The following is a 21,864-nucleotide window of genomic DNA, read 5'->3' as shown; positions in this document are numbered from 1 at the left end:
CGACGCGCTGCCTGCAGCGGGCGTGCGTGGAGCGCAGCGCACGCCGTACCCGTCGGCAGCAGCGCTTCTCGGGGCAGCTGGCCGCGCATTGTGCGCACCGATGGTCAGCGATCACAGCCCTTCTTGACAGCTGCTGAGACTCGATTCACTGTGCCGGCTGCGGTCAGGGGGCTGCATCACACGTCAGGACCGGCACGTCCACGCGGACGATGCCTGAAGCCGAGTACGCGCACGATCCGGTGATGCTGGGAAAGCCCCCGAATGAGACAGCAACTGCGCCACTTCCGGACGCCGCCAGGTCATGCCTGCGTGCGCATGGATGCGGGGACGATGGAGGACGACTCATTGGGGAATGCAATGAAAAGGACCGCAACATGGCTGTTGGCCTGCACGGCGCTGGGCTGCGTTTCCGACGCGGCCGCACAGTCGTTGTCGCGTGGCTGGGACACCTATCGGCAACAGCAAAAGCAGCAGGCTGGCACCCAGGGGGCCACCGCACCGGCAGCGCCACCGTCCGGCCCGTCGCAGGACGGTACCGCCGCAGGACAGACGGCAGTGCAAGCCAGTGCAGCCGGCGAAACCGGCGGATTCACCACGGTGACGGCACAGACGCCTGCAGTGGCGGCACCGCCCGCACCGGCGCCTGCCTACGTTGCGCCTGCACCACGCGAACAAGAGCCGCGCCTCAAGAGCGGCATGTTCTTGGGCGCGCAGGCCGGCGACGCCAAGGTGTTCGAGGGCAACAAGCAGGACATGGCAGGTTTCAACGTCGGTTACCGCTGGCGTGCTGGTCCGGTCACGCTGGTGGGCATTGAAGTGGCCACCGGAAAGGTCGACGGTTCGAAGGATGCGGATGGCTTTGTCGTCATTCCGACAGTGGACTTCGGCAGCATCGGTGCAACGGCGCGCTTCAACTTCGGCAATACCCCCGTGTTCGCCTTGGTACGCGCGGGCTATTGGGGCGGCGAGGCAAAAGGCGAGGATTACACCGAGCGTGTCTACGGCGCATATCTGGGTGCGGGCCTCGGTGTGGATATCGGCAAGCATTTCAGTCTGAGCGCCCTCTATACCAACTACCTGTACGCCGACGAGTACTACGACGACTACGAAGACATCACCATCAATCGTGCCGAAGTGCTGAGCGTCGGCGCCGAAATCCGCTTCTGAGTCGGCGATAAAAACAGCGTTGTGCACACAGCAAGGCGGATGGCGACATCCGCCTTGCTTCCGTTGGGGCTGTATGAAGCGCTCAGTGATCCGGTACTGCGCACGCTTGGTCGGAACGCTGATCGGGACCACGAAGGCACGGATGTGGTGTCATACAAGACAACGCTGCGGCGCAGGCGATCACGACGAGGAAGGTATGGAGGTCTTTACGCAATTCCTGACCGATGAGCAGGATCCGGTGGCCGTGGGCAAGATCCTGCCCAAGGTGAACGAGCTGCTGACGCGGGACGAGCAGGTCGAGTACATCGCAGTGCAGAAGAAAATGGTGGTGAACCTGTCGCCGGCCGCGGTGGTGCTGACCACTCGCAGATTCATCGTGGTGCACCCCACGCTGTTCGGGATGACGTTTCGCGATGTCCCCTGGCGCGAGGTGCTCGACGTGCACATGAGCGAGCAGATGTTGGGAGCGACGATCATGTGCCGCACCACGCAAGGCGGCTACCTGTCCATCGACAGCCTGCCCAAGAAGCAGGCCCGGCGGGTCTACGCCTATGCGCAGCAGGTGGAGGAATCGGCCTACGAAAAGCGCCAGCAGCTGGAGTTCGACAAGTTGCGCGCATCGGCAGGTGGCGTGGTGGTGCACGCACCCACCGCGCAGGGCAGCGCGTCCTCGTCACCGCAGAGCACGGCAGCGGCCGCGGACGATCCGATCCAGGTGCTGAGCAAGCTCAAGCAACTGCTGGATGCGGGACTGGTGACCCAGGAAGAGTTCGACGCCAAGAAAGCCGAGGTGCTGGCGCGGTTGTAGCGCGCTCTGCACGGTTGCCTGGTCACGGCCTGGCCGTGATTACTGGCGCGCCGCCCGCATCCGCTGGCGGCGCGCTACGGTGCGTGAGCCGTGCTTACTCGCCCAGTGCCTTGGCCACGAACGGCGGTGCGACCAGCACGCCGGTATGCAGGTGCGCGGTGTAGTACAGCGTCTCGAAGCCCTTGGCCTGCGCAGCGTCCTGGCGGAAGGCGAAATCGGCGTTGGCCTGCTTGCTGGCCATGGTCACGCTCCACCAGCCGGTCGGGTAGCACGGCTGCGGGAACGGCAGGGTCTTGAACGACTGGAAGCCGGCCTTGCCCATTTCGGTACGCATTTCCTTGATCAGCTCGAGCAGCGCCAGCGGCGATTCGGACTGCTGCACCAGGATGCCGTCGTCCTTCAATGCCTTGAAGCAGCTCTCGTAGAAGGCCTTGTTGAACAGGCCCTCGGCCGGACCGACCGGGTCGGTGGAATCGACGATCACGATGTCCACGCTGCCGGCCGGGCAGTTGGCCATGTAGGCCACGCCGTCGTCGAACAGCAGCTCGGCACGCGCATCGTGGTTGGAATCGCACAGCTCGGGAAAATACTTCTCCGACATGCGGGTGACCTGCTCGTCGATGTCGCACTGGGTGGCGCTTTCCACGCCCGGGTGCTTGAGCACCTCGCGCAGGGTGCCGCAGTCGCCGCCGCCGATGATCACCACGCGCTTGGGCGCGGCGTGGGTGAACAGCGCCGGATGGCTGATCATCTCGTGATAGAAGAAATTGTCGCGGCTGGTCAGCATCACCGCGCCGTCGATCAGCATCAGCTTGCCCCAGTCGGTGGTCTGGTAGATCTCGATCTTCTGGAACGGGGACTGCACCTCGTCCAGCTTGCCGCTGATGCGGAAGCCGATCGCCGAGCCGGTCGGCTGGAAATGTTCGATGTACCAGTTGTCGTTGGCGCTCATGCAAGGTCCTGAAAGATGGGGCTGTTCCTTCTCCCACTTGGGAGAAGGTGGCGCGAAGCGCCGGATGAGGGTCGGGCGCAGCCGCGCACAGGCAAGCTGCTGGCGGCCATCCCGAACCCCCGCCAACCCCGCTCCAATCAGGAGCAGGGCGTGAAGTCGGCGCGGATTGTAACGGACCCTGCGCGTGCCAGGCGTTACACTTCACGCCCTTTTTGCCCCAGCCGAGTCAGCGAAATGAGCGATTGGTCCCTCGACCAAGCCCGCAAGACCTATTCGATCCCGCATTGGGCCGACGGGTATTTCGATGTGAACGACGCCGGACATGTGGTGGTCACGCCGACCAGCGACGGTCCGTCGGTGTCGTTGCCCGAGGTGGTGGACGCCGCGCGCGCAGCTGGCGCCAAGCTGCCGCTGCTGGTGCGTTTCCCGGACATCCTGGGCCAGCGCCTGGGCAAGCTGCAGGCGGCGTTCGCGCAGGCGCAATCCGAATGGGACTACGCCGGCGGCTACACGGCCGTCTACCCGATCAAGGTCAACCAGCATCGCGGCGTGGCCGGCACGCTGGCCAGCCACCACGGCGACGGCTTCGGCCTGGAAGCGGGCAGCAAGCCGGAGCTGATGGCGGTGCTGGCGCTGTCGCGTCCGGGCGGGCTGATCGTCTGCAATGGCTACAAGGACCGCGAATACATCCGCCTGGCGCTGATCGGTCGCAAGCTCGGCCTGCAGACCTTCATCGTCATCGAAAAGCCCTCCGAGCTGAAGCTGGTGCTGGAGGAGGCGCGCGCGCTGGACGTCAAGCCGGGTCTGGGCGTGCGCATGCGCCTGGCCTCGCTTGGCGCGGGCAAGTGGCAGAACAGCGGTGGCGACAAGGCCAAGTTCGGGCTGTCGCCACGGCAGGTGCTGGACCTGTGGAAGACCCTGCGCGACACCGAGTACGCCGACAGCCTGCAGCTGCTGCATTTCCACATGGGCTCGCAGATCTCCAATGTGCGCGACATCGCCAACGGCATGCGCGAGGCCACGCGCTACTTCGTGGAGCTGTCGCGGCTGGGCGCCAGGATCAGCCATGTGGACGTCGGCGGCGGCCTGGGCATCGATTACGAAGGCACGCGCTCGCGCAGCTATTGCTCGATCAACTACGGCCTGCATTCCTACGCCAGCAACATCGTGCAGCCGCTGGCCAGCGCCTGCGAAGAGCACGGCCTGACCCCGCCGCGCATCGTCACCGAATGCGGCCGCGCGATGACCGCCCACCATGCGGTGCTGATCGCCAACGTGTCCGAAGTGGAGCAGGCGCCGGAAGGCCGCGTGCCGGACGCGCACGACGACGAGCCGGCAGCGATCCGCCACCTGCGCGAGATCCACGACGAGCTCGATGTGCGCCCGGCGGTGGAACTGTTCCAGGAGGCGCAGCACTTCCATGCCGAAGGCTTGAGTGCGTATGCACTGGGCCAGATCGACCTGACCCACCGCGCGCGTATCGACGACCTGTTCTATGCGATTGCGCATGGCGTGCGTGCACGCCTGAGCTTCGACGAGAAGAGCCATCGCCCGGTGCTGGACGAGCTCAACGAGCGGCTGGTCGACAAGTACTTCGTCAACTTCAGCGTGTTCGAGTCGATTCCGGATGTGTGGGCGATCGACCAGGTGTTCCCGATCGTGCCGATCGAGCGCTTGAACGAAGCGCCGCAGCGGCGCGGCATCATCGCCGACATGACCTGCGACTCCGACGGCATGGTCAAGACCTACGTCGAGAACGAAAGCCTGGACAGCTCGATGCCGCTGCACACGCTGAATCCGGGCGAGAGTTATCGCATCGGTTTCTTCCTGGTCGGTGCCTACCAGGAAATCCTGGGCGATATCCATAACCTGTTCGGCGATACCGATGCGGTGGAAGTGGCCGTGGACGGCGATGGCTATCGCATCGCGCAGCAGCGCCGCGGCGATACCACCGATGTGATGCTGGACTACGTGGGCTATCAGCTGGACACGTTGCGTGCGACCTATGCCGAGCGCATCGCCGCCGCGCAGCTGTCGCCCGAGCGCGCACAGGAATTGAGCGATGCGCTGGAAGCAGGGTTGACCGGTTACACCTATCTGTCCGACGAACCGTTGGGCTGAGGCACTGCGCGCTGCGGGGGCCGTGGCGCGCCATGCTGTTTTCACCCTGGCGCGCACTGCATTGACGCGACGGCCCGCAGCATCGCTGCGCGGCCGTCATGTGGCGTAACTCATGTTCATGATCCGGTGCCATCGCCGGACGCCATGGTTTCTACGCGCCCTGGCCGAGCCCGGTAAGGCATTGCCTGCAACGACGGCGTGCCACGATCAACGCCATCGGCCCAGCCAGGGCCAGGCAATCACCAGCAACAGCTGTGCATACGTGATCGCCTCAGCATGGCAATGACAATCAAGTAACCGTGGCGTGACCGCACAGTTGCAGACTGCATTGCAAAAAATCACTGTATTTTGCGAAGTGGTTGCGCCGGCAATGCAATAGCGTCAACGCCGTTGCACACAATGGTCTTAGTGCATGCGGCCATGGGCGCGGCGCAGGCCATGCAAAATTCCCGGAAAAAAAGCCTTCACCGGCTCCGGTGCGATGCATGGCCGTCGGTTCGGTAGCGCGCAACCGCCGCAAAACGCGCGCTGTGGGCGTATGCATCCAGAACATTAGTTGAAATCACACTTCGGCAAAAAATTTTCGCAGGCGACGCGGATTTCGTGATTTTTGCACGGTTTATCGCGGTGGCTAATTGTTAGTGTTTGTTTAACTTGTCGGGAAACAAGTGCTTTTAGCAATGTCGTTGCACGTCGTGGTAGCGACGCTGCACGTCGCTTCGTGGTGCGTTCCCATTGTGCGTTTCCATCGTATATCGCCGGCATGCGTTGGCGGTCGTCGGTGTCTCTTACCTCACGTTCTCAAGGCCAGGTGCTGATCCGGCGTTCCACTGACCGCATTGCGGACATGGCGCACCGGGCGACTGCGCGCCACACAAGAAGGATGCACGCAATGCACACTGACGACTCTCCGGTGTTTCCCCTGACCAAAGCGCAACGCGGCCTGTGGGTGGCCAGCAAGTTGCATACCGACAACACCTTGATGTTGTCCGAAGCCCTGGAAATGTTCGGCCCGCTGGATCCGCAGCTGCTGATCCGCGCCAGCATGCAGCTGACGCGCGAATTCGACACGCTGCGGCTATGCATCGCCGAGCACGACGGCGTGCCGCATCAGGTGGTCCTGCCCGAATACACCGCCGCGATCCCGTATTTCAACGTCAGCGAAGATCCTTCCCCGCGCAACGCCGCCGAGCATTGGGTCGACGAAGAAATCCGCAAGCCGGAAGATCTGCAGAACGGGCCGTTATGGCATTGCGCGGTGTTTCGCCTTGGCGAAGACCACCATATGTGGGTGCAATGCGTGAGCCATCTGGTGATGGATGGCTATTGCGCCTCGATCATGATGCAGCGCATGGCGGTGCTGTATAACGCCTACGCAGAAAATCGCGAGCCGGAGCCCGCGCAATACGGTAGCGCGCTGTCGCTGATCGAGCTGGAACAGCAGTATCGCGAGTCCGATCGTTTTCAGCGCGACCGCAGCTACTGGATGCAGCAGCTGGCCGACCTGCCGCCGCCGGCGACCCTGGCGCGTCCGGGCAATCACCTGTCGACCGGCTTGTTGCGTGGCACCGGACAGTTCTCGCCGCAGCAGGTGGTGCGGCTGCGCGCGCTCGGCAAGGACTATGGCGCCAGCCTGCCGCAGATGCTGATTTCGCTGATTGCCGCGTATTACTACCGTTGCACCGGTGCCGAAGATCTGGTGCTGGCCATGCCGGTGACCGGCCGCATCAATGCGCGCTACCGGCAGACCGCAGGCCTGGTGGCCAATGTGATTTCGCTGCGCCTGAAAATGGATCCGCAGCAGCCGGTGCATGCGCTGTTCGCGCAGGTGTCCTCGGTGGTCAGGCATGCGCTGCGCCACCAGCAATACCGCTTCGAGGACGTGCGCCGCGATCTGGGCATGTTCGGGATCGATCAGAAGTTCGCACGCCTGGCAGTGAACATCGAAGCCTTCGACTACGCACTGCGCTTTGGCCAGGCCTATGCGATGCCGCATAACCTGTCCAACGGCCCGGCCGACGATCTGACCATCTTCTGCTACGAGCGCGGCGACGGTGCCGCGTTGCGCTTCGATCTGGATGCCAATCCGGCGCTGTACGACAGCGACGAGCTGGCCGAGCACTGCCGCCGGCTGACCCATCTGGCCGATGCGGTGCTGGCCGATCCGGAATGCGCGCTGGGCCAGATCGATGTGCTGGGCGATGCGGAACGCCGCCGCCTGTTGCAGACCTGGAACGCCACCGCCGCAGCGCTGCCGGAACCGGCCACGCTGCTGCACGGCATGCTGCAGCGTGCCGAGCTGATGCCGGCGGCAGTGGTGGTGCAATACGACAACCGCACCCTGGACTACGCCACGCTGTGCGAACTGGCCTCGCGCATCGCCGCGCAATGGGTGGCCGATGGTGTCCGCCCTGGCGACGTGGTCGCCATCGCGCTGCCGCGCAGCGAGCAATTGCTGGTGGCCCTGCTGGCGGTGATGTGGAGCGGGGCGGCGTATCTGCCGCTGGACCCGGAAAGCCCGGCCGCACGCAACCGGCAGATGCTCAACGATTCCGGTGCCATCGCGCTGGTCTGCGAGCCGGCGTTGTGCGAGCGCTATCTGCTCGGCGGCATGGTCTGGCTGGATCCGCGCCCGGCGGTGTTGCCGGCGGCGATCGCGCCGCTGGCCACGCCGGACGGTACGGCCTATGTGCTGTACACCTCCGGCTCGACCGGCGCGCCCAAGGGTGTGGAAATCAGCCATCGCAACCTGTTCAATTTCCTGCATGCGATGGAGCATGAGCTTGCGTTGCGTCCGCGCGACCGCGTGCTGGCGGTCACCACCATCACCTTCGATATCGCCGGGCTGGAGCTGTATCTGCCGTTGCTGGTGGGTGCGCGCGTGGTCATCGCACCGGCCGGCATCACCCACGATCCACGCAGCCTGTCGCGGCTGATCGCGCAGGAGCAGATCAGCATGGTGCAGGCGACCCCGTCGCTGTGGCGCATCCTGCTGGCCAATCAGGATCTGGCGCTGGACCGTATCCACGCCCTGGTCGGCGGCGAAGCCCTGGTGCCGGAACTGGCGACCCAGTTGCTGAGCCGGGTCGGGCGCCTGACCCAGTTGTACGGGCCGACCGAAACCACGATCTGGTCGACCATCATGCCGTTGCAGCTCACCGACGCTGCCGCCCCGCCGATCGGCAGGCCGCTGCTCAATACCCGCGTCTATGTGCTCGATGCGCAGCGGCAACCGCTGCCGACCGGCGCGATCGGTGAGTTGTACATCGGTGGCGCGGGCGTGGCCAAGGGCTATCGCGGCAAGCGCCAGCTGACCAGCGAGCGCTTTGTGCGCGACCCGTTCGCCGACGACGGCAGCAACATGTACCGCACCGGCGACCGCGTGCGTCAGCGCCGCGACGGCATGCTGGAATTCATCGGCCGCGCCGATGCGCAATTGAAGATCCGCGGCCATCGCGTGGAGCCGGCCGAAATCGAAAACGCCTTGCTGCTCCACTCGCAGGTGGCGCAGGCGGTGGTGGTCGGTCATCGCGATGGCGACCACGACGCGCTGCAGTTGCTGGCGTATGTGGTGGGCAAGCACGGCGCAACGCCGTCGCCCGAGCTGTTGCGCGCCCATCTGCAGCAGCGCCTGCCGGCGTCGATGATTCCCACCTTGTGGGTGCCGTTGCAGGCACTGCCGCTGACATCCAATGGCAAGCTGGATCGCCGCGCCTTGCCGTCGCCGGGTGCGTTACCGCAGCGCGCGCATGTGGCGCCGCGCGATGCGCTCGAACATCAGCTGGCAGCGATGCTGCAGGACGTGCTGGGCATCGAAGTGGTGGGTGTGGAAGACAACTTCTTCGAGCTCGGCGGCGACTCGCTGCGCGCGGCGGAAATGGCCGCACGCTTCCCGCAGACGTTTGGTGTCGAACTGCCATTGGGCACCCTGTTCCATGCGCCGACGATCGCCGGCCTGGCCGAGGTGATCAAGCGCAACGCGCAGATCCCGAACGACCCGCTTGGCGTGCTGTTGCCGTTGCGTGCGGGCACCCCGGGTACGCCGCCGCTGTTCTGCATCCACCCGGTGGTCGGTCTGGGCTGGTCGTATCTCACCTTGCTCGGTCAGCTGGATCCGCAGTGGCCGGTGTATGCCTTGCAGTCGCCCGGCTTGAGCGACCCGCAGCATCGCCCGGAAAGCATCGAGGCGATCGCGCGCGACTATCTGGCGCGGCTGCGCACGGTACAGCCGCAGGGGCCGTATCGATTGATCGGCTGGTCGCTGGGCGGCTTGATCGCGCATGCCATCACTGCCGAACTGCACGCGCTGGGCGAAGAAGTCGAATTGCTGGCGATGCTCGACAGCTACCCGCACCTGGAGCAGGCCGCGTCGCTGCCGGAATCGGAAAACGTGCGTGCATCGGTGCATGCGCTGGGCCTGCATCTGGCACACGGCCAGCCGATGCCGACCACGGTGGCCGAACTGGCCAGCCTGCTGTGCGATCACTACGGCTTGAACGACCTGCCCGCAGTGCGCCAGCTGCTCGAGCAACGCCCCACGTTGCTGGACGACATGGGCGGCATGACCCAGCACCACCTGCATCTGGCGCGGCGTCATCGTCCCAAGCCGCTGGACCAGGATGTGGTGTTCGTCGAAGCGAGCGTGCGCATGACCTCCGGCGGCGACGATACGGTGTGGGTGGATTACCGGCCGCAGGCCTGGCGCCCGTATGTGCGCAACCTGCAACTGCATGTGCTCGACAGCGACCACCACTCGATGCTGTCGTCCACGCATTCGGCCACGCTCAGCGCACTGCTGCACGCGGCCACCACGAAAGCCGCACAACGCGATGGCAGCATCGCCACCGCCAGCGACGGGGTGGCCGAATATGCCTGAGTCTTCCTTCAATGCGGGACGCCAGCGCCCGGTGCTGATCGCCACCCTGGGCACGCATGGTGATGTGCGCCCGATCATCGCGCTGGGCCGTGGCTTGCAGGCGCGCGGTTACCCGGTGCGGGTGCTGACCAGCGCCAACTTCGAAGCGCTGATCCGCGCCAATGGGCTGGACTTCTTTCCGCTCAGCGGCGACCACCAGAAACTGCTGCAGGGCCATCCGGATGTCGCCGAGATGCGTGGTGGCTGGCGTGGCATCTGGGGCACCTTGCGTGCGCAGCTGCTGGAGTGGGCGCGCGACTGGGCCGAGCAGGGCCGCGCGGCCTGTGCCGATGCCGGGCTGATTCTCGGCGTCGGCAGCGCCAGCCTGCTGGCGCATAGCCTGGGCCAGGCCTACGGCCTGCCGGTGGTATTCACGCAATTGCAGCCGCTGACCGCCTCGCGGCATGTACCGTTGATGGTGATGCCCACCGTGCGCCTGCCCGGGCTGGTGAGCGTGGCGTTGCATCACGCGGTGCGCTTTGCCGGCTGGCAGCTGATGCGCCCGGCGCTCAACGGCATCGTGCGCCCGGCCTTGGGGCTGCCGGCATATCCGTGGAGCGGGCCCGATCGCAGCGCGCAGCGCGTGGTGTATGGCTACAGCGAGCATCTGTGCCCACGTCCGCCGGACTGGCCGGACCGGGCCCAGGTCAGCGGATTCTGGCAGTTGCCGCAGCCGCAGTGGCAGCCGCCGGCCGCGCTGCAGGCGTTTCTGCAGGCCGGTCCGCCGCCGCTGTATATCGGCTTCGGCAGCATGATCAGCAGCGATGCGGCCCAGCTCACCGCCATCGTCAAGGCGGCGGTGCGTCTGACCGGTCAACGTGCGCTGCTGGCCAGCGGCTGGGGCGGGCTGGCGGCCGCGGAAGACGCATCCGACGATGCCGAGCGCTTCTTCCAGCTGGAGCAGGCACCGCACGATTGGCTGTTTCCGCGGGTGGCGGTGGCGGTGCATCACGGCGGTGCCGGCACCACCGGTGCGGCGCTGGCTGCGGGGATTCCGTCGGTGGTGCTGCCGTTCGGCTATGACCAGCCGTTCTGGGCGCACTGCCTGGCCCAACGCGGCGTCGCCCCGCCGGCGCTCGCACGGGTCGGATTACAGCCGGAGACCCTGGCCGATGCCATCAGCCAGGCCAGCGCGCCGAGCATGCGCGCAGCGGCACGCGCGCTGGGGCAGCGCATCCGCGAGGAAGACGGAATCGGCCGCGCGGTGGAGCAGTTGGAAGCCTGGGGATTGCTGCAACCGGCGCTGTCGATGGCGCCGGCCGTGCGGATCGAGCAGCAGGCCGTCGCGTGACACAGGCCGATGCGTGATGGTTGACGCTGTGGGGGGAGCCACGGCGTCAACATTGGATTGGCTGCGGCAATGCGGCTGGCCTCACCGAAGCCCCTTGGCTGCTGCACGGGCGGGGCGCTGGCGTGTTGCTGTCGCCGATGGGTGGTCGGCCGGACCATGCCTGCATGACGGAGTGAGGTGGAAACAGCGTCTGCATTGCTGATCCGAGCTGGCGAATGCGGCCAGCGCCGGCATCGTCGCATCGGTAGGATGCGGCACAATCGGGCTCCCTCGGCTTTGCATCGCCCGCATGCGCTACCCCGCTCTCGATCTGCTGCGTGGCCTCGCCATTGTCTGGGTGATGCTGTTCCATTCCTTCGTGGTCGGCGGTCTGGGGCCGGACTGGGCGTGGTTGTCGCGCTACGGCTGGATGGGCGTGGACCTGTTCTTCGTCCTGAGCGGCTTTCTGATCGGCACGCAGGTGCTGAGGCCGCTGGCGCGCGGGCAACGCCTGGACTTCAAGGAGTTCTATCTGCGCCGCGCGTTTCGCATCCTGCCGGCGTTCTTGCTGGTGCTGGTGATCTACATGGCGTGGCCGGATTTTCGCGAGTCGCCCGGGCTGGCGCCGTGGTGGATGTTCGTCACCTTCACCCTGAACCTGTTCGTCGACTACGGCCGTGATGCCGCGTTCTCGCACGCCTGGTCGTTGTGCGTGGAAGAACATTTCTATCTGGTGTTTCCGTTGCTGGCGACGCTGCTGCTGCGTCGGCCCTCGGCTACACGCTTTGGCGTGCTCTGCGTGCTGGTCGTGGTTGCAGGCATCGCGCTGCGTGCCGGCATCTGGTGGCACAACACCGCCCTGGACAGCGCTGGCGTCGGTCTGCAGCGCAACTGGTTTATCGAAGACATCTACTACCCGACCTGGAATCGTCTGGATGGTCTGCTGGCCGGTGTCGTGCTGGCGGTGCTGAAGGTGTTTCGTCCCATGACGTGGCAACGGCTGCAGCAGCACGGCAACGCCATCCTGTGTGCCGGCGTGGCGATTCTGGCGCTGGCACTGTGGCTGTTCCGCGAGCGCACCGGCCTGCTCGGCAATGCGGTGGGCTGGCCGGTGCTGTCGCTGGGGCTGGCTTTGCTGGTGCTCGCCGGCACCGCCAGCAGCGGTGTGCTTGGCGGTTTGCGCGTGCCGGGCGCGGCATGGCTGGCGGCCATCTCCTACAGCCTGTATCTGACCCACAAGGCCGTCTTCCATCTCACCCAGGACTGGTTCGGCCCGGCGCTGGAGGGGCGGGGCGTGCTGGCATTTGCGGTGTATGGTCTGGTGGCGGTGCTGGGTGGCGCGCTGTTGCACTACGCGGTGGAGCGCCCGTTCCTGCAACTGCGCGACAGGATGCTGCGGCCAGGCGCGCAGCCGTTGGCTGCCGCCGATCGCGGCTGACCGGGTAAAGCAAAACGCCGCGCAATGCGCGGCGTTTTCGTCATCCCTGGCGGTGCGCCGGTTGCCGCGCCGCACCCAGCTTGGATGCGGCGCGATCTGCTCGCGCGCCGACCGCCACACCATCGGATCGCGGCGCGACCGAGGCACTGGCGTTGCAGGCCATCGTCACTGCGCGTCGCGCGCCACCTGGAAACCGGCGAACGACTGCGTGACCGGCATGATTTCCAGCCGATTGATGTTCAGATGCGCCGGCAGGCTGGCGACGTAGAAGATCTGCTCGGCGATGTCCTCGGCGGTCATCGGGGTGGCGCCGCGGTACAGCGTGTCCGAGGCGGCCTGGTTGCCGCCGGTGCGCACCAGGGTGAATTCGGTTTCGGCCATGCCCGGTTCGATCGAGGTCACGCGTACGCCGGTGCCGTGCAGGTCCGCGCGCAGGCCCAGCGAAAACTGCTGCACGAACGCCTTGGTGCCGCCGTACACGTTGCCGCCGGTGTAGGGGTAGGTTGCCGCGACCGAGGCGATGTTGATGATGGCGCCACGGCGTGCGATCAGCGCCGGCAGCAGGCGGTGGGTGAGGGTGACCAGCGCGGTGACATTGGTGTCGATCATCTGCTGCCACTGGGCCAGGTCGGCCTGCTGCGCGGGCGCGGTGCCCAGCGCCAGCCCGGCGTTGTTGACCAGCACATCGATGTCGGCAAACTCGGCCGGCAATGCGTCGATCGCTGCCGACAAGGCCTGCGCATCGCGCATGTCGAAGGCAGCGGTGTGCACCTGGCCGGCGGGCAGCTCGGCCGCCAACGCATCCAGGCGCTCGGCGCGGCGGCCGGTGGCGATGATCTTCCAGCCGGCGGCGGCAAAACGGCGCACGGCGGCGCTGCCGAATCCGGAGGTGGCACCGGTGATCAGAACAGTCTTGGACATGGGGGATAACTCCTGCGAACGAGGGGGTCAGGCAAAGGGATCAGGGTGTGGTGGCAGGACCAGGTGCGTTGGCCTGGGCGCGAAGCGCGCGCAGCTCGGCCTCACTGAGCGGCTCGCGCGTCACCACGCGGCCGTGTTGCACCTGCAGGAGCAGATACGGTGCTTCTGCGGCGCCGGGTGCGGTGTCGCCGGTGCTCGTGGCGGTTGGCAGGGCGATCACCAGCTCGCCATCGATCCAGTCCGCGGCGACCGGGGCGGTTCGTCCGGGGAACAACACCTCGAGCGGTAACGCCGGCGGCGCGGTGTCGCAGGCACCGATGACGATGCGATCCAGCAGCACTTGCGTCTGCTCCACGCGCCAATCGGCCTGGTAGCCGCGCCAGTTTGCACTGCAACTGCCCAGCGCCGGCCGCGCATGCGCCACGAACCGTTGCCAGGTGGCCTGGTCGTCCAGCACCGGCGCCAATGGCTCGGCCAGCAGCACCGCGTCCTGCCCGTCGATCCGGATGCGGTCGGGAATCTGCTCGGTGGCGTGCGCCGCGCCGATCAGTCCCCACCACAACCACAGGCCGGCGGTGCGCTGCAGCACGGCGGCTACTGCGCCTTGATCGCAATGGCGGGCAAGCCGCTACCGGTCAGTTTCTGCTTGGCTTCTGCCAGTTCGCTGGCGCTGCCGTACGGCCCCATGCGCACGCGGTAGACGGTCTTGCCGCTGATGTCGGCCGACTCCACGCGTGCGGCCAGGCCCATCATCGCCAGCTTGGCCTTGGTCGATTCGGCATCGCCGGAGGCGCCGAACGAGCCGGCCTGCAGGATGTAGCGGGTGTTGTCGGTCACTGCAGAGGCAGCTGCTGGGGTGGCAGCTGCTGCCGTCGCTGCCGGCTTCGGCGCAGCGGTTGCAGCCGGCGTGCTCAGTGCCGCAGTGCTGGCCGGGGCCGGGGTGGCGGCCGGGCGTGCCGGGGCGGTCTCGGCCAATGGCTTCGGCGCGCTGGCGGCAGTTTCGGTCAACGGGACCGGCACGCTGGCGGCCGGCGTGGCTGCCGCCACACTCGCACCCGGTGCAGGCGCGACCGGCTTGCCTTCCAATGCGGCGCGCGCACGTGCAGCTTCCTCGGCGCGCGCGCTGGCCGCCAGTTCGGCATCGGACATCTGCACTTCCTTGCCGGGCAGCAAGGTATAGAAGTCGTACTGGGTCTGCGCATCGCCCGGCTTGGCCTGCGGCTTGGGCGGTTGCGCGCTGGGCTTGGGCAGCTCGGCCGGCGTATCCACGTCGGCATCGGCCACCGGCTCGGGCTGTGCGTCGGGGTTGGCGCGCGGGCCTACGCGCAGGAAGCCGTCGCCGTCCTTCTTGAACAGGTTGGGCGCGGCCAGAAAGATTACTGCCGCAATCGCAGCGCCCGCCACCAACCACACCCAACCGGGGGTGCCATTGCTGGTGTTGCGTCGCGCCTGACTCTTACCGCGTCGTGCTGCCATCTACCACTTCTCCGAATCACGTCGTTGCGGGCCATGCGGCCCGGCTTACATCTTTTCTGGGGCGCTGACGCCAAGCAGTTCCAGGCCGTTGGCGAGCACCTGTTGCGTGGCGACGGCGAGGGTGAGCTTGGCGTCGCGCTCTGCGGCATCGTCCACCAGCAGTTTGGTGTTGTGATACCACGTGTGGAAGGCGTGCGCCAATTCACGCAGGTATTGCGCGATCTGGTACGGCTCCAGCGTCTGCCCGGCGATTTCCACCACCTCCGTATAGCGCGACAGCTCGACCATGACGTTGAGCGAATGCTCGTCGTCCAGGCGCGCCAGCTCGGCCAGTCCATGCGCCTGCTCGTACTTGTAGCCCTTCTCCTGCGCCTGCCGCAGCACGCTGCAGACGCGGGCATGCGCGTACTGCACGTAGAACACCGGGTTGTCGTTGCTCTGCTGACGGGCCAGGTCGATGTCGAAGGTGAGCTGCGAGTCGGGCTTGCGCGCGATCAGGAACCAGCGCACCGCATCGGCGCTGGTTTCCTCAATCAGATCGCGCAGGGTGACGTAGCTGCCGGCACGCTTGGACAGTTTCACTTCCTCGCCGCCGCGCATCACCGTGACCATCTGGTGCAGCACGTATTCCGGCCAGCCTTGCGGGATGCCCAGTTCCAGCGCCTGCAGGCCGGCGCGCACGCGCGTCAGCGAGCCGTGGTGATCGGCCCCCAGCTCGGTGATCGCGCGCTCGTAGCCGCGCTGCCACTTGGTCAGGTGGTAGGCCACGTCCGGCACGAAGTAGGTGTAGGTGCCGTCGGACTTGCGCATCACCCGGTCCTTGTCGTCGCCGAAGTCGGTGGACTTCAACCACAACGCACCGCCTTCCTCGTAGGTATGGCCGGAGGCGATCAGCTTCTGCACCGCTTCTTCGACCTTGCCATCCTTGTACAGCGAGCTTTCCAGGAAATAGATATCGAAATCGACGCGGAACGCGGCCAGGTCGTGGTTCTGCTCGTTACGCAGGTAGGCCACGGCGAAGCGGCGGATCGCGTCGAAATCGGCAGGGTCCTTGCCGCCGGTGACCAGGTGGCCTTCCAGGTCGACGGTGTCGCCAGCCAGGTAGGCGGTGGCCACATCGGCGATGTAGTCGCCGCGGTAGCCGTTCTCCGGCCAGCCGTCGCTGTCGGGGGTGAGCCCCTGCGCGCGCGCCTGCACCGACAGGGCCAGGTTCTCGATCTGCACGCCGGCATCGTTGTAGTAGAACTCGCGCTTGACGTTCCAGCCGTTGGCATCGAGCACGCGCGCCAGGCTGTCGCCGATCGCCGCGGCGCGGCCGTGGCCGACGTGCAGCGGGCCGGTCGGGTTGGCCGAGACATATTCCACGCCCACCGAGCGGCCGTTGCCGGCCAGCCCGCGGCCGTAGTCGTGGCCCTGCTTGAGCACATGCGCCACTTCGCGCTGGTAGGCGGTGGGGGCGAGGTGGAAGTTGATGAAGCCCGGGCCGGCGATCTCCACCTTGGCCACGTCGTCGCTGGCCGGCAATGCGGCGACCAGCGCCTGGGCCAGCGCGCGCGGGTTGCTGCGCGCCGGCTTGGCCAGCAGCATCGCGGCATTGGTGGCGAAGTCGCCGTGCTCGCGCGTCTTGGGCCGCTCGACCACAAAATCCGGCGGCAGGGTGTCGGCAGGCAGGGTGCCGTTGGCGCGCAAGGCTTCAATGCCTTGGCCGATCAGTGCGCGGAGTTGGGCTTTCACGTGGGATCTGCTTGGAACGAAACCACCGATTTTACCCGACCGCGCGCCCCGGGGTCGGGCCGACGGTTCAGGTCACCGCCGCGCGCTCATCCCAGCCAGCCGCGCTCGGCCAGCGAGACCGGACGCCCGTCGCCGATCACGAAGTGGTCCAGCAGGCGGATATCCACCAGCTCAAACGCATCCAGCAGGCGCCGGGTGACCGCGCGGTCGGCCTCGGACGGCTCCGGATTGCCTGAAGGGTGGTTGTGCCCGACGATCACCGCCGCGGCATTGTGCAGTAGCGCCCGCCGCACCACTTCGCGCGTGTGGATGTCGGCCCCGTCGATGGTGCCGGTGAACACTTCCTCGAAGGCGATGGCGTGATGGCGAGTGTCCAGGTACAGCACCGCGAACACCTCGTAGGGGCGCGCACGCAGCCGCTGCGAAAAGTAGCGGCCGACGCTGGGCGGGTCGCTGAGCGCGTCGCCGCGTTCCAGTGCGCTCAGCAGGTGGCGGTGCGCCAGTTCCAGCGCCGCACTGAGCTTGCAGGCCGAGGCCGGACCCAGGCCGGGCAGGCGCGCCAGGGCGGGCGCCGTGTGATCCAGCAGCACGCGCAGCGGGCCGTGGCGCAGCAGCAGATTGCGTCCGGTCTGGACGGCGTCCTGGCCGCGCAGGCCGGAGCCGACAAAGATCGCCAGCAGCTCGGCATCGGACAGGGCAGGTGCCCCGCGCGCCAGCAGTTTCTCGCGCGGGCGTTCGTGGGTGGGCCAGTCGTGAATGTGCATATGGCGAGATTGCCGGTGCTCATCGCTCACGCCTATCAGGCCGGACGGGGGCATCGGCTAATCTAGTTGTCCTTGTAACCGTAGGACGACTCCGACGTGATCGGCTCCACTCAGGCCCGCCCCCTGGACGGACAGCGCTTGCTGCTGTGCGTCGGCGGAGGCATTGCCGCTTACAAATCGCTCGAACTGGTCCGTCGCCTGCGCGACGCCGGTGCGCAGGTGCAGGTCGCCATGACCAGCGGCGCGCAACAATTCGTCACCCCGCTCAGCTTCCAGGCACTGTCCGGGCAGCCCACCCGCACCACGCTGTGGGACAGTGCCGCCGAGCAGGCGATGGGACATATCGAACTGGCGCGCTGGGCCGATCAGGTGATCGTCGCCCCGGCCACCGCCGACCTGCTGGCGCGGCTGGCGCACGGCCTGGCCGACGATCTGGTCAGCACGCTGTGCCTGGCCACCACCGCGCCGCTGACCGTGGCCCCGGCAATGAACCACCGCATGTGGCTGCACCCGGCCACGCAGGCGAACGTGGCGACCCTGTCCGCGCGCGGCGTGCGCGTGGTCGGTCCCGAGGACGGCCCGCTGGCCGAAGGCGAGTCCGGCCCCGGCCGGCTGGCCGAGCCGGCGGCGATCATCGCCGCCCTGGCCGGCGGTGCCGGCAGCGCCGCGCCGCTCGCCTCCAAGGCTGCTGCCGCCCCGGCGTTCGTGCCCAGCAGCGCGCAACTGGACGGCCTGCGCATCGTGATCAGCGCCGGCCCCACCTTCGAGGACCTGGACCCGGTGCGCTACGTGGGCAACCGCAGCAGCGGCAAGATGGGCTATGCCCTGGCCGCTGCCGCTGCCAGCCAGGGCGCCGACGTGGTACTGGTCAGCGGCCCGGTGCACCAGACCACCCCGGCCGGGGTGCGGCGGATCGACGTGCGCTCGGCTGCGCAGATGCGCGATGCGGTGCTGGGCGCGTTCCCGGCCGACATCTACATCGGCGCCGCCGCAGTGGCCGACTACACCCCCAAGCGGGTGGTCGCGCAGAAGATCAAGAAGACCGGCGAGACGCTGACCCTGGAGCTGGTGCGCACCCCGGACATCCTGGCCGAGGTCGCCGCGCAGACCGGCGCGCTGAAGCTGGTGGTCGGCTTTGCCGCCGAAACGCACGACGTGGAGCATTACGCGCGTGGCAAGCTGGCCGCCAAGCGGCTGGACCTGATCATCGCCAACCAGGTGGGGATCGAGGGCGGCGGCTTCGAAAGCGACAACAACGCCGCCACCGCCTACTGGCAGGGCGGCGAGCGCGCCTTCCCCAGCAGCAGCAAGACCGAATTGGCCGACCAGCTGTTGGCCCTGATCGCGGAGAGATTGCAGGCATGAGCACCCCGACCCAGTCCCTGCAGGTGAAGCTGCTCGACCCGCGCTTTGGCGATCTGTGGCCGCTGCCGGCCTACGCCACCGACGCCAGCGCCGGCATGGACCTGCGCGCCGCGCTGGAAGCGCCGATGACGCTGGAACCGGGCGATGCGGCGCTGATTCCCAGCGGCATCGCCATCCATCTGGCCGACCCGCAGCTGTGCGCGGTGATCCTGCCGCGCTCGGGCCTGGGCCATCGCCACGGCATCGTGCTCGGCAACGGCACCGGGCTCATCGATGCCGATTACCAGGGGCCGCTGCTGATCAGCACCTGGAATCGCGGCCGTGAGGCCTTCACCATCGAGCCGGGCGACCGCATCGCACAGCTGGTGATCCTGCCGATCGTGCGCGTGGGCTTGCAAGTGGTGGATACTTTCGTCGACAGCGCGCGGGGAGCGGGTGGATTCGGCCACACCGGCGTGCGCTGACGGGGGACGTCACATGAGCAAGGCGAACGAGCGCAGGCAGTCGATGTCCAGCGTGCGTACGAGTGGTCCGGTGTTGGGGGGGGTGTTGGTGCTGCTGGCTGCCTGGTTCGGCTGGAGCAGCTACACGCAATGGCGCCAGGATGCGGTTGCGCAGGAGCTGGAACAGGCGCGCGACCGCGCCGTACAGGACATCAGCCGGGCCATGGCCCAGCAGGCCAGCCAGCTCGACGCCGTGCTCAAGCAGCCACAGGTCATCGCCGCGTTGGCCAATGGCGACGCGCTGGCGGCCGCTTCGAGCATCCGCGAGCGCTTCAAGGGCGCCGAGGATGTGCAGGTCCTGTCCGGCGACCTCGCTGCCGCCTACGACAATCCCAAGGACTTCGGCTACGCGCGGCTGAGCCTGCTCGAGTCGGCACTGGTGGCCGAGCGTGCGCAGGTGCACGTGGTGCGCGATGCCAAGCAGGTCCGTCTCGGCGTAGCGGCAGCGGTGCGCCTGGGCGCGCAACCGGCGGTGGCGTACGCGCGGCTGCCGTTGTTACGTCTGACCGGCCCGCTGGATGCGATCGCAGTGCCCGGCAGCGCGTACCTGGCCTTGCGCCAGGGCAGCTACAACGTTGCCCAGCAGGGCGATCTGGTGCTGGCCGATGCTGCCGAGACTTTGGCCAGGCCCCTGGGTAACAGCGGCCTGCGCGTGGCCGCCGCGGTACCACAACGCGATGACGGCCCGCTGGGTCTGGGCGCCGTGGGCTGCGCGATCGTGGCCGCGCTGCTGCTCGTCATCGCCGTGCTGTTGGTGCTGGCCAGCCGTGGCCGCGTCGCCTTGCCGCGTCGCCGCGTGGCCGGCGAGCCAACCGCCGACGAACCCACCTTCAGCCAGAGCCTGCAGCACGACGCCAGCCTCGCCAGCCAGGCGCGCCCGCTGGACGCAGATGCGCCGCCCTCACCGCCAGCGCTGGTGCCGGCCGTGCAGGTCGCCAGCGAGATGTTCCGCGCTTACGACATCCGTGGCGTGGTCGGCAAGGATCTCAATCCCGGCGTCGCCGCGTTGATCGGCCAGGCCATCGGCAGCGTGATGCAGGCGCAGGGCCTGCGTGAGGTGGTGGTCGGCCGCGATGGGCGGCTGTCGGGCCCGGAGCTCGCCAATGGCCTGATCGACGGCCTGCGCCGCGCCGGCTGCCAGGTGATCGACATCGGCCTGGCGCCCACCCCGGTGGTGTACTTCGGCGCCTACGAACTACGCGCCGGCAGCTGCGTGGCGGTCACCGGCAGCCACAATCCGCCCGACTACAACGGCTTCAAGATCGTGATCGGTGGCGAGACCCTGTCCGGAGCGGCGATCGCCGAACTGCACCAGCGCATCAACGAAGGCCGCCTGCACACCGCGGCAACGCCTGGCGATCTGGAACAGCGCGACATCAGCGACGCCTACATCCAGCGCATCGCCGACGACGTGCAGCTGGACCGCCCGATCAAGGTGGTGGTGGATGCCGGCAACGGCGTGGCCGGCGATATCGCACCGCGCCTGCTAGAAGCGATCGGCGCCGAGGTCATCCCGCTGTACTGCGAGATCGACGGCACCTTCCCCAATCATCATCCCGACCCGAGCGAGCCGCACAACCTCGACGACCTGGTCAAGATGGTGCAGCGCTTCGATGCCGATATCGGCGTGGCCTTCGATGGCGATGCCGATCGTCTGGGCGTGGTCACCAAGCAGGGTGCCATGGTGTTCCCGGACCGTCTGCTGATGCTGTTCGCCGCCGATGTGCTGCAGCGCAATCCCGGCGCGCTGGTGATCTACGACGTCAAGTGCACCGGCAAGTTGTCCGATCACGTGCTGCGCAACGGCGGCAGCCCGTTGATGTGGAAGACCGGGCATTCGTTGATCAAGGCCAAGATGCGCGAGACCGACGCCGAACTGGCCGGCGAGATGAGCGGGCACTTCTTCTTCAAAGAGCGCTGGTACGGCTTCGACGACGGCATCTATGCGGCCGCACGCCTGCTGGAAATCCTGGCCCAGCGCGAGGAAACCCCGTCGGAGGTGTTGGACGCCCTGCCCGAAAGCGTGTCCACGCCTGAAATCAAGGTGCCGGTGGACGGCGATGCGCACGCGCTGGTCGCGCGCTTTGTCGAGCGTGCCCAGGCTGGCGAGGAATCTCCGTTCGAATCGGCGCGGCTGTCGACGATCGACGGGCTGCGTGCGGACTTCGCCGACGGCTGGGGCCTGGTGCGTGCCTCAAACACCACGCCGATCCTGGTGCTGCGCTTCGAGGCCGATACCGAAGCCGCACTGCAGCGGATTCGCGGGTTGTTCCGCAGCCAGTTGCAGGCCCTGCTGCCGGATCATCCACTGGAATTTTGACCGGCCGGTGCGTCACGGGCGACTGCCCTGCCGGCGTACCGGCAGGGCAGGTCGCGTCGCCACAGCTGCCGACCACACCGTGCTCGGCGCAGGCAGATGCAGGCCATCAC

Annotated in this window: 15 protein-coding genes; 9 read left to right on the top strand and 6 right to left on the bottom strand. The window is 67.2% G+C overall.

Translation table 11 applies throughout. The annotated features are described in order from the left end of the window. Positions 1-357 precede the first annotated feature (357 nt). Both ABQ137_RS18505 and ABQ137_RS18500 read left to right on the top strand, forming a co-directional pair. Positions 358-1,167: an outer membrane beta-barrel protein gene (locus ABQ137_RS18505; RefSeq protein ID WP_102582064.1), complete on the top strand. Its 810-nt coding sequence runs from the start codon at positions 358-360 to the stop codon at positions 1,165-1,167. 196 nt (positions 1,168-1,363) lie between these two features. Continuing rightward, on the top strand, positions 1,364-1,975 hold the full coding sequence (locus tag ABQ137_RS18500; RefSeq protein ID WP_046344822.1) for a PH domain-containing protein: 612 nt from the start codon (positions 1,364-1,366) through the stop codon (positions 1,973-1,975). A gap of 94 nt (positions 1,976-2,069) precedes the next feature. Here ABQ137_RS18500 and speE read toward each other — a convergent pair whose 3' ends face one another. Then, entirely contained in the window at positions 2,070-2,927 is an 858-nt protein-coding gene (gene speE / locus ABQ137_RS18495) for a polyamine aminopropyltransferase (protein WP_024939717.1), read from the bottom strand. A gap of 234 nt (positions 2,928-3,161) precedes the next feature. Here speE and speA point away from each other — a divergent pair, with 234 nt between their 5' ends. The 4 genes from speA (at position 3,162) to ABQ137_RS18475 (ending at position 12,671) form a co-directional block, all read left to right on the top strand. Then, positions 3,162-5,048: an arginine decarboxylase gene (gene speA / locus ABQ137_RS18490; protein ID WP_046344820.1), complete on the top strand. Its 1,887-nt coding sequence runs from the start codon at positions 3,162-3,164 to the stop codon at positions 5,046-5,048. Positions 5,049-5,940: 892 nt separating this feature from the next. Continuing rightward, on the top strand, positions 5,941-9,924 hold the full coding sequence (locus tag ABQ137_RS18485) for a non-ribosomal peptide synthetase (protein WP_349783340.1): 3,984 nt from the start codon (positions 5,941-5,943) through the stop codon (positions 9,922-9,924). After that, on the top strand, positions 9,917-11,254 hold the full coding sequence (locus ABQ137_RS18480; RefSeq protein ID WP_349783339.1) for a glycosyltransferase: 1,338 nt from the start codon (positions 9,917-9,919) through the stop codon (positions 11,252-11,254). The genes ABQ137_RS18485 and ABQ137_RS18480 overlap by 8 nt, the downstream gene beginning before the upstream one ends. A gap of 289 nt (positions 11,255-11,543) precedes the next feature. Further along, the gene (locus ABQ137_RS18475; protein ID WP_349783338.1) at positions 11,544-12,671 is read left to right on the top strand and encodes an acyltransferase family protein; all 1,128 of its coding nucleotides are present in this window, start codon (positions 11,544-11,546) and stop codon (positions 12,669-12,671) included. A gap of 165 nt (positions 12,672-12,836) precedes the next feature. On the opposite strand, the gene ABQ137_RS18470 is transcribed toward ABQ137_RS18475, so the two are convergent. The 5 genes from ABQ137_RS18470 to radC all read right to left on the bottom strand — a co-directional run bounded on the left by ABQ137_RS18470 (position 12,837) and on the right by radC (position 17,566). Further along, positions 12,837-13,592, bottom strand: a complete 756-nt coding sequence (locus ABQ137_RS18470) for an SDR family NAD(P)-dependent oxidoreductase (RefSeq protein ID WP_349783337.1) — start codon at positions 13,590-13,592, stop codon at positions 12,837-12,839. Positions 13,593-13,632: 40 nt separating this feature from the next. Beyond that, a complete protein-coding gene (locus ABQ137_RS18465; RefSeq protein WP_349783336.1) occupies positions 13,633-14,181 on the bottom strand; it encodes a hypothetical protein in 549 nt (182 codons plus the stop codon). A gap of 5 nt (positions 14,182-14,186) precedes the next feature. Then, positions 14,187-15,068: an SPOR domain-containing protein gene (locus tag ABQ137_RS18460; protein ID WP_039524849.1), complete on the bottom strand. Its 882-nt coding sequence runs from the start codon at positions 15,066-15,068 to the stop codon at positions 14,187-14,189. A 45-nt stretch (positions 15,069-15,113) separates the two neighbouring features. Further along, a complete protein-coding gene (argS, locus tag ABQ137_RS18455) occupies positions 15,114-16,802 on the bottom strand; it encodes an arginine--tRNA ligase (protein WP_349783335.1) in 1,689 nt (562 codons plus the stop codon). Between the two features lie 86 nt (positions 16,803-16,888). Then, positions 16,889-17,566 (bottom strand): RadC family protein, encoded by a 678-nt coding sequence (gene radC, locus ABQ137_RS18450; RefSeq protein WP_049818219.1) that lies wholly within the window; start codon positions 17,564-17,566, stop codon positions 16,889-16,891. A gap of 96 nt (positions 17,567-17,662) precedes the next feature. Between radC and coaBC the strand changes: the two genes are divergently transcribed. Genes coaBC through ABQ137_RS18435 form a run of 3 tightly spaced genes read left to right on the top strand, consistent with a single transcriptional unit; the run spans position 17,663 to position 21,754 of the window. Further along, positions 17,663-18,931: a bifunctional phosphopantothenoylcysteine decarboxylase/phosphopantothenate--cysteine ligase CoaBC gene (gene coaBC / locus ABQ137_RS18445; protein ID WP_024940449.1), complete on the top strand. Its 1,269-nt coding sequence runs from the start codon at positions 17,663-17,665 to the stop codon at positions 18,929-18,931. Beyond that, positions 18,928-19,395, top strand: a complete 468-nt coding sequence (dut, locus tag ABQ137_RS18440; RefSeq protein WP_016901966.1) for a dUTP diphosphatase — start codon at positions 18,928-18,930, stop codon at positions 19,393-19,395. The genes coaBC and dut overlap by 4 nt, the downstream gene beginning before the upstream one ends. Positions 19,396-19,408: 13 nt before the next feature. Further along, positions 19,409-21,754, top strand: a complete 2,346-nt coding sequence (locus ABQ137_RS18435) for a phosphomannomutase/phosphoglucomutase (RefSeq protein ID WP_349783334.1) — start codon at positions 19,409-19,411, stop codon at positions 21,752-21,754. Positions 21,755-21,864 lie beyond the last annotated feature (110 nt).

Origin of the sequence: Xanthomonas sp. WHRI 8393 (assembly GCF_040203315.1) — a bacterium.
GTDB lineage: Bacteria > Pseudomonadota > Gammaproteobacteria > Xanthomonadales > Xanthomonadaceae > Xanthomonas > Xanthomonas arboricola.
This window is presented reverse-complemented; position numbering and strand designations above follow the sequence as displayed.

Coding starts and splice junctions, on each gene's coding strand:
- ABQ137_RS18475 (WP_349783338.1), top strand. CDS start 11,544: ATGCGCTACCCCGCTCTCGATCTGCTGCGTGGCCTCGCCATTGTCTGG.
- ABQ137_RS18470 (WP_349783337.1), bottom strand. CDS start 13,592: ATGTCCAAGACTGTTCTGATCACCGGTGCCACCTCCGGATTCGGCAGC.
- speE (WP_024939717.1), bottom strand. CDS start 2,927: ATGAGCGCCAACGACAACTGGTACATCGAACATTTCCAGCCGACCGGC.
- radC (WP_049818219.1), bottom strand. CDS start 17,566: ATGCACATTCACGACTGGCCCACCCACGAACGCCCGCGCGAGAAACTG.
- ABQ137_RS18460 (WP_039524849.1), bottom strand. CDS start 15,068: ATGGCAGCACGACGCGGTAAGAGTCAGGCGCGACGCAACACCAGCAAT.
- ABQ137_RS18435 (WP_349783334.1), top strand. CDS start 19,409: ATGAGCAAGGCGAACGAGCGCAGGCAGTCGATGTCCAGCGTGCGTACG.
- ABQ137_RS18485 (WP_349783340.1), top strand. CDS start 5,941: ATGCACACTGACGACTCTCCGGTGTTTCCCCTGACCAAAGCGCAACGC.
- ABQ137_RS18500 (WP_046344822.1), top strand. CDS start 1,364: ATGGAGGTCTTTACGCAATTCCTGACCGATGAGCAGGATCCGGTGGCC.
- ABQ137_RS18505 (WP_102582064.1), top strand. CDS start 358: ATGAAAAGGACCGCAACATGGCTGTTGGCCTGCACGGCGCTGGGCTGC.
- speA (WP_046344820.1), top strand. CDS start 3,162: ATGAGCGATTGGTCCCTCGACCAAGCCCGCAAGACCTATTCGATCCCG.
- dut (WP_016901966.1), top strand. CDS start 18,928: ATGAGCACCCCGACCCAGTCCCTGCAGGTGAAGCTGCTCGACCCGCGC.
- ABQ137_RS18480 (WP_349783339.1), top strand. CDS start 9,917: ATGCCTGAGTCTTCCTTCAATGCGGGACGCCAGCGCCCGGTGCTGATC.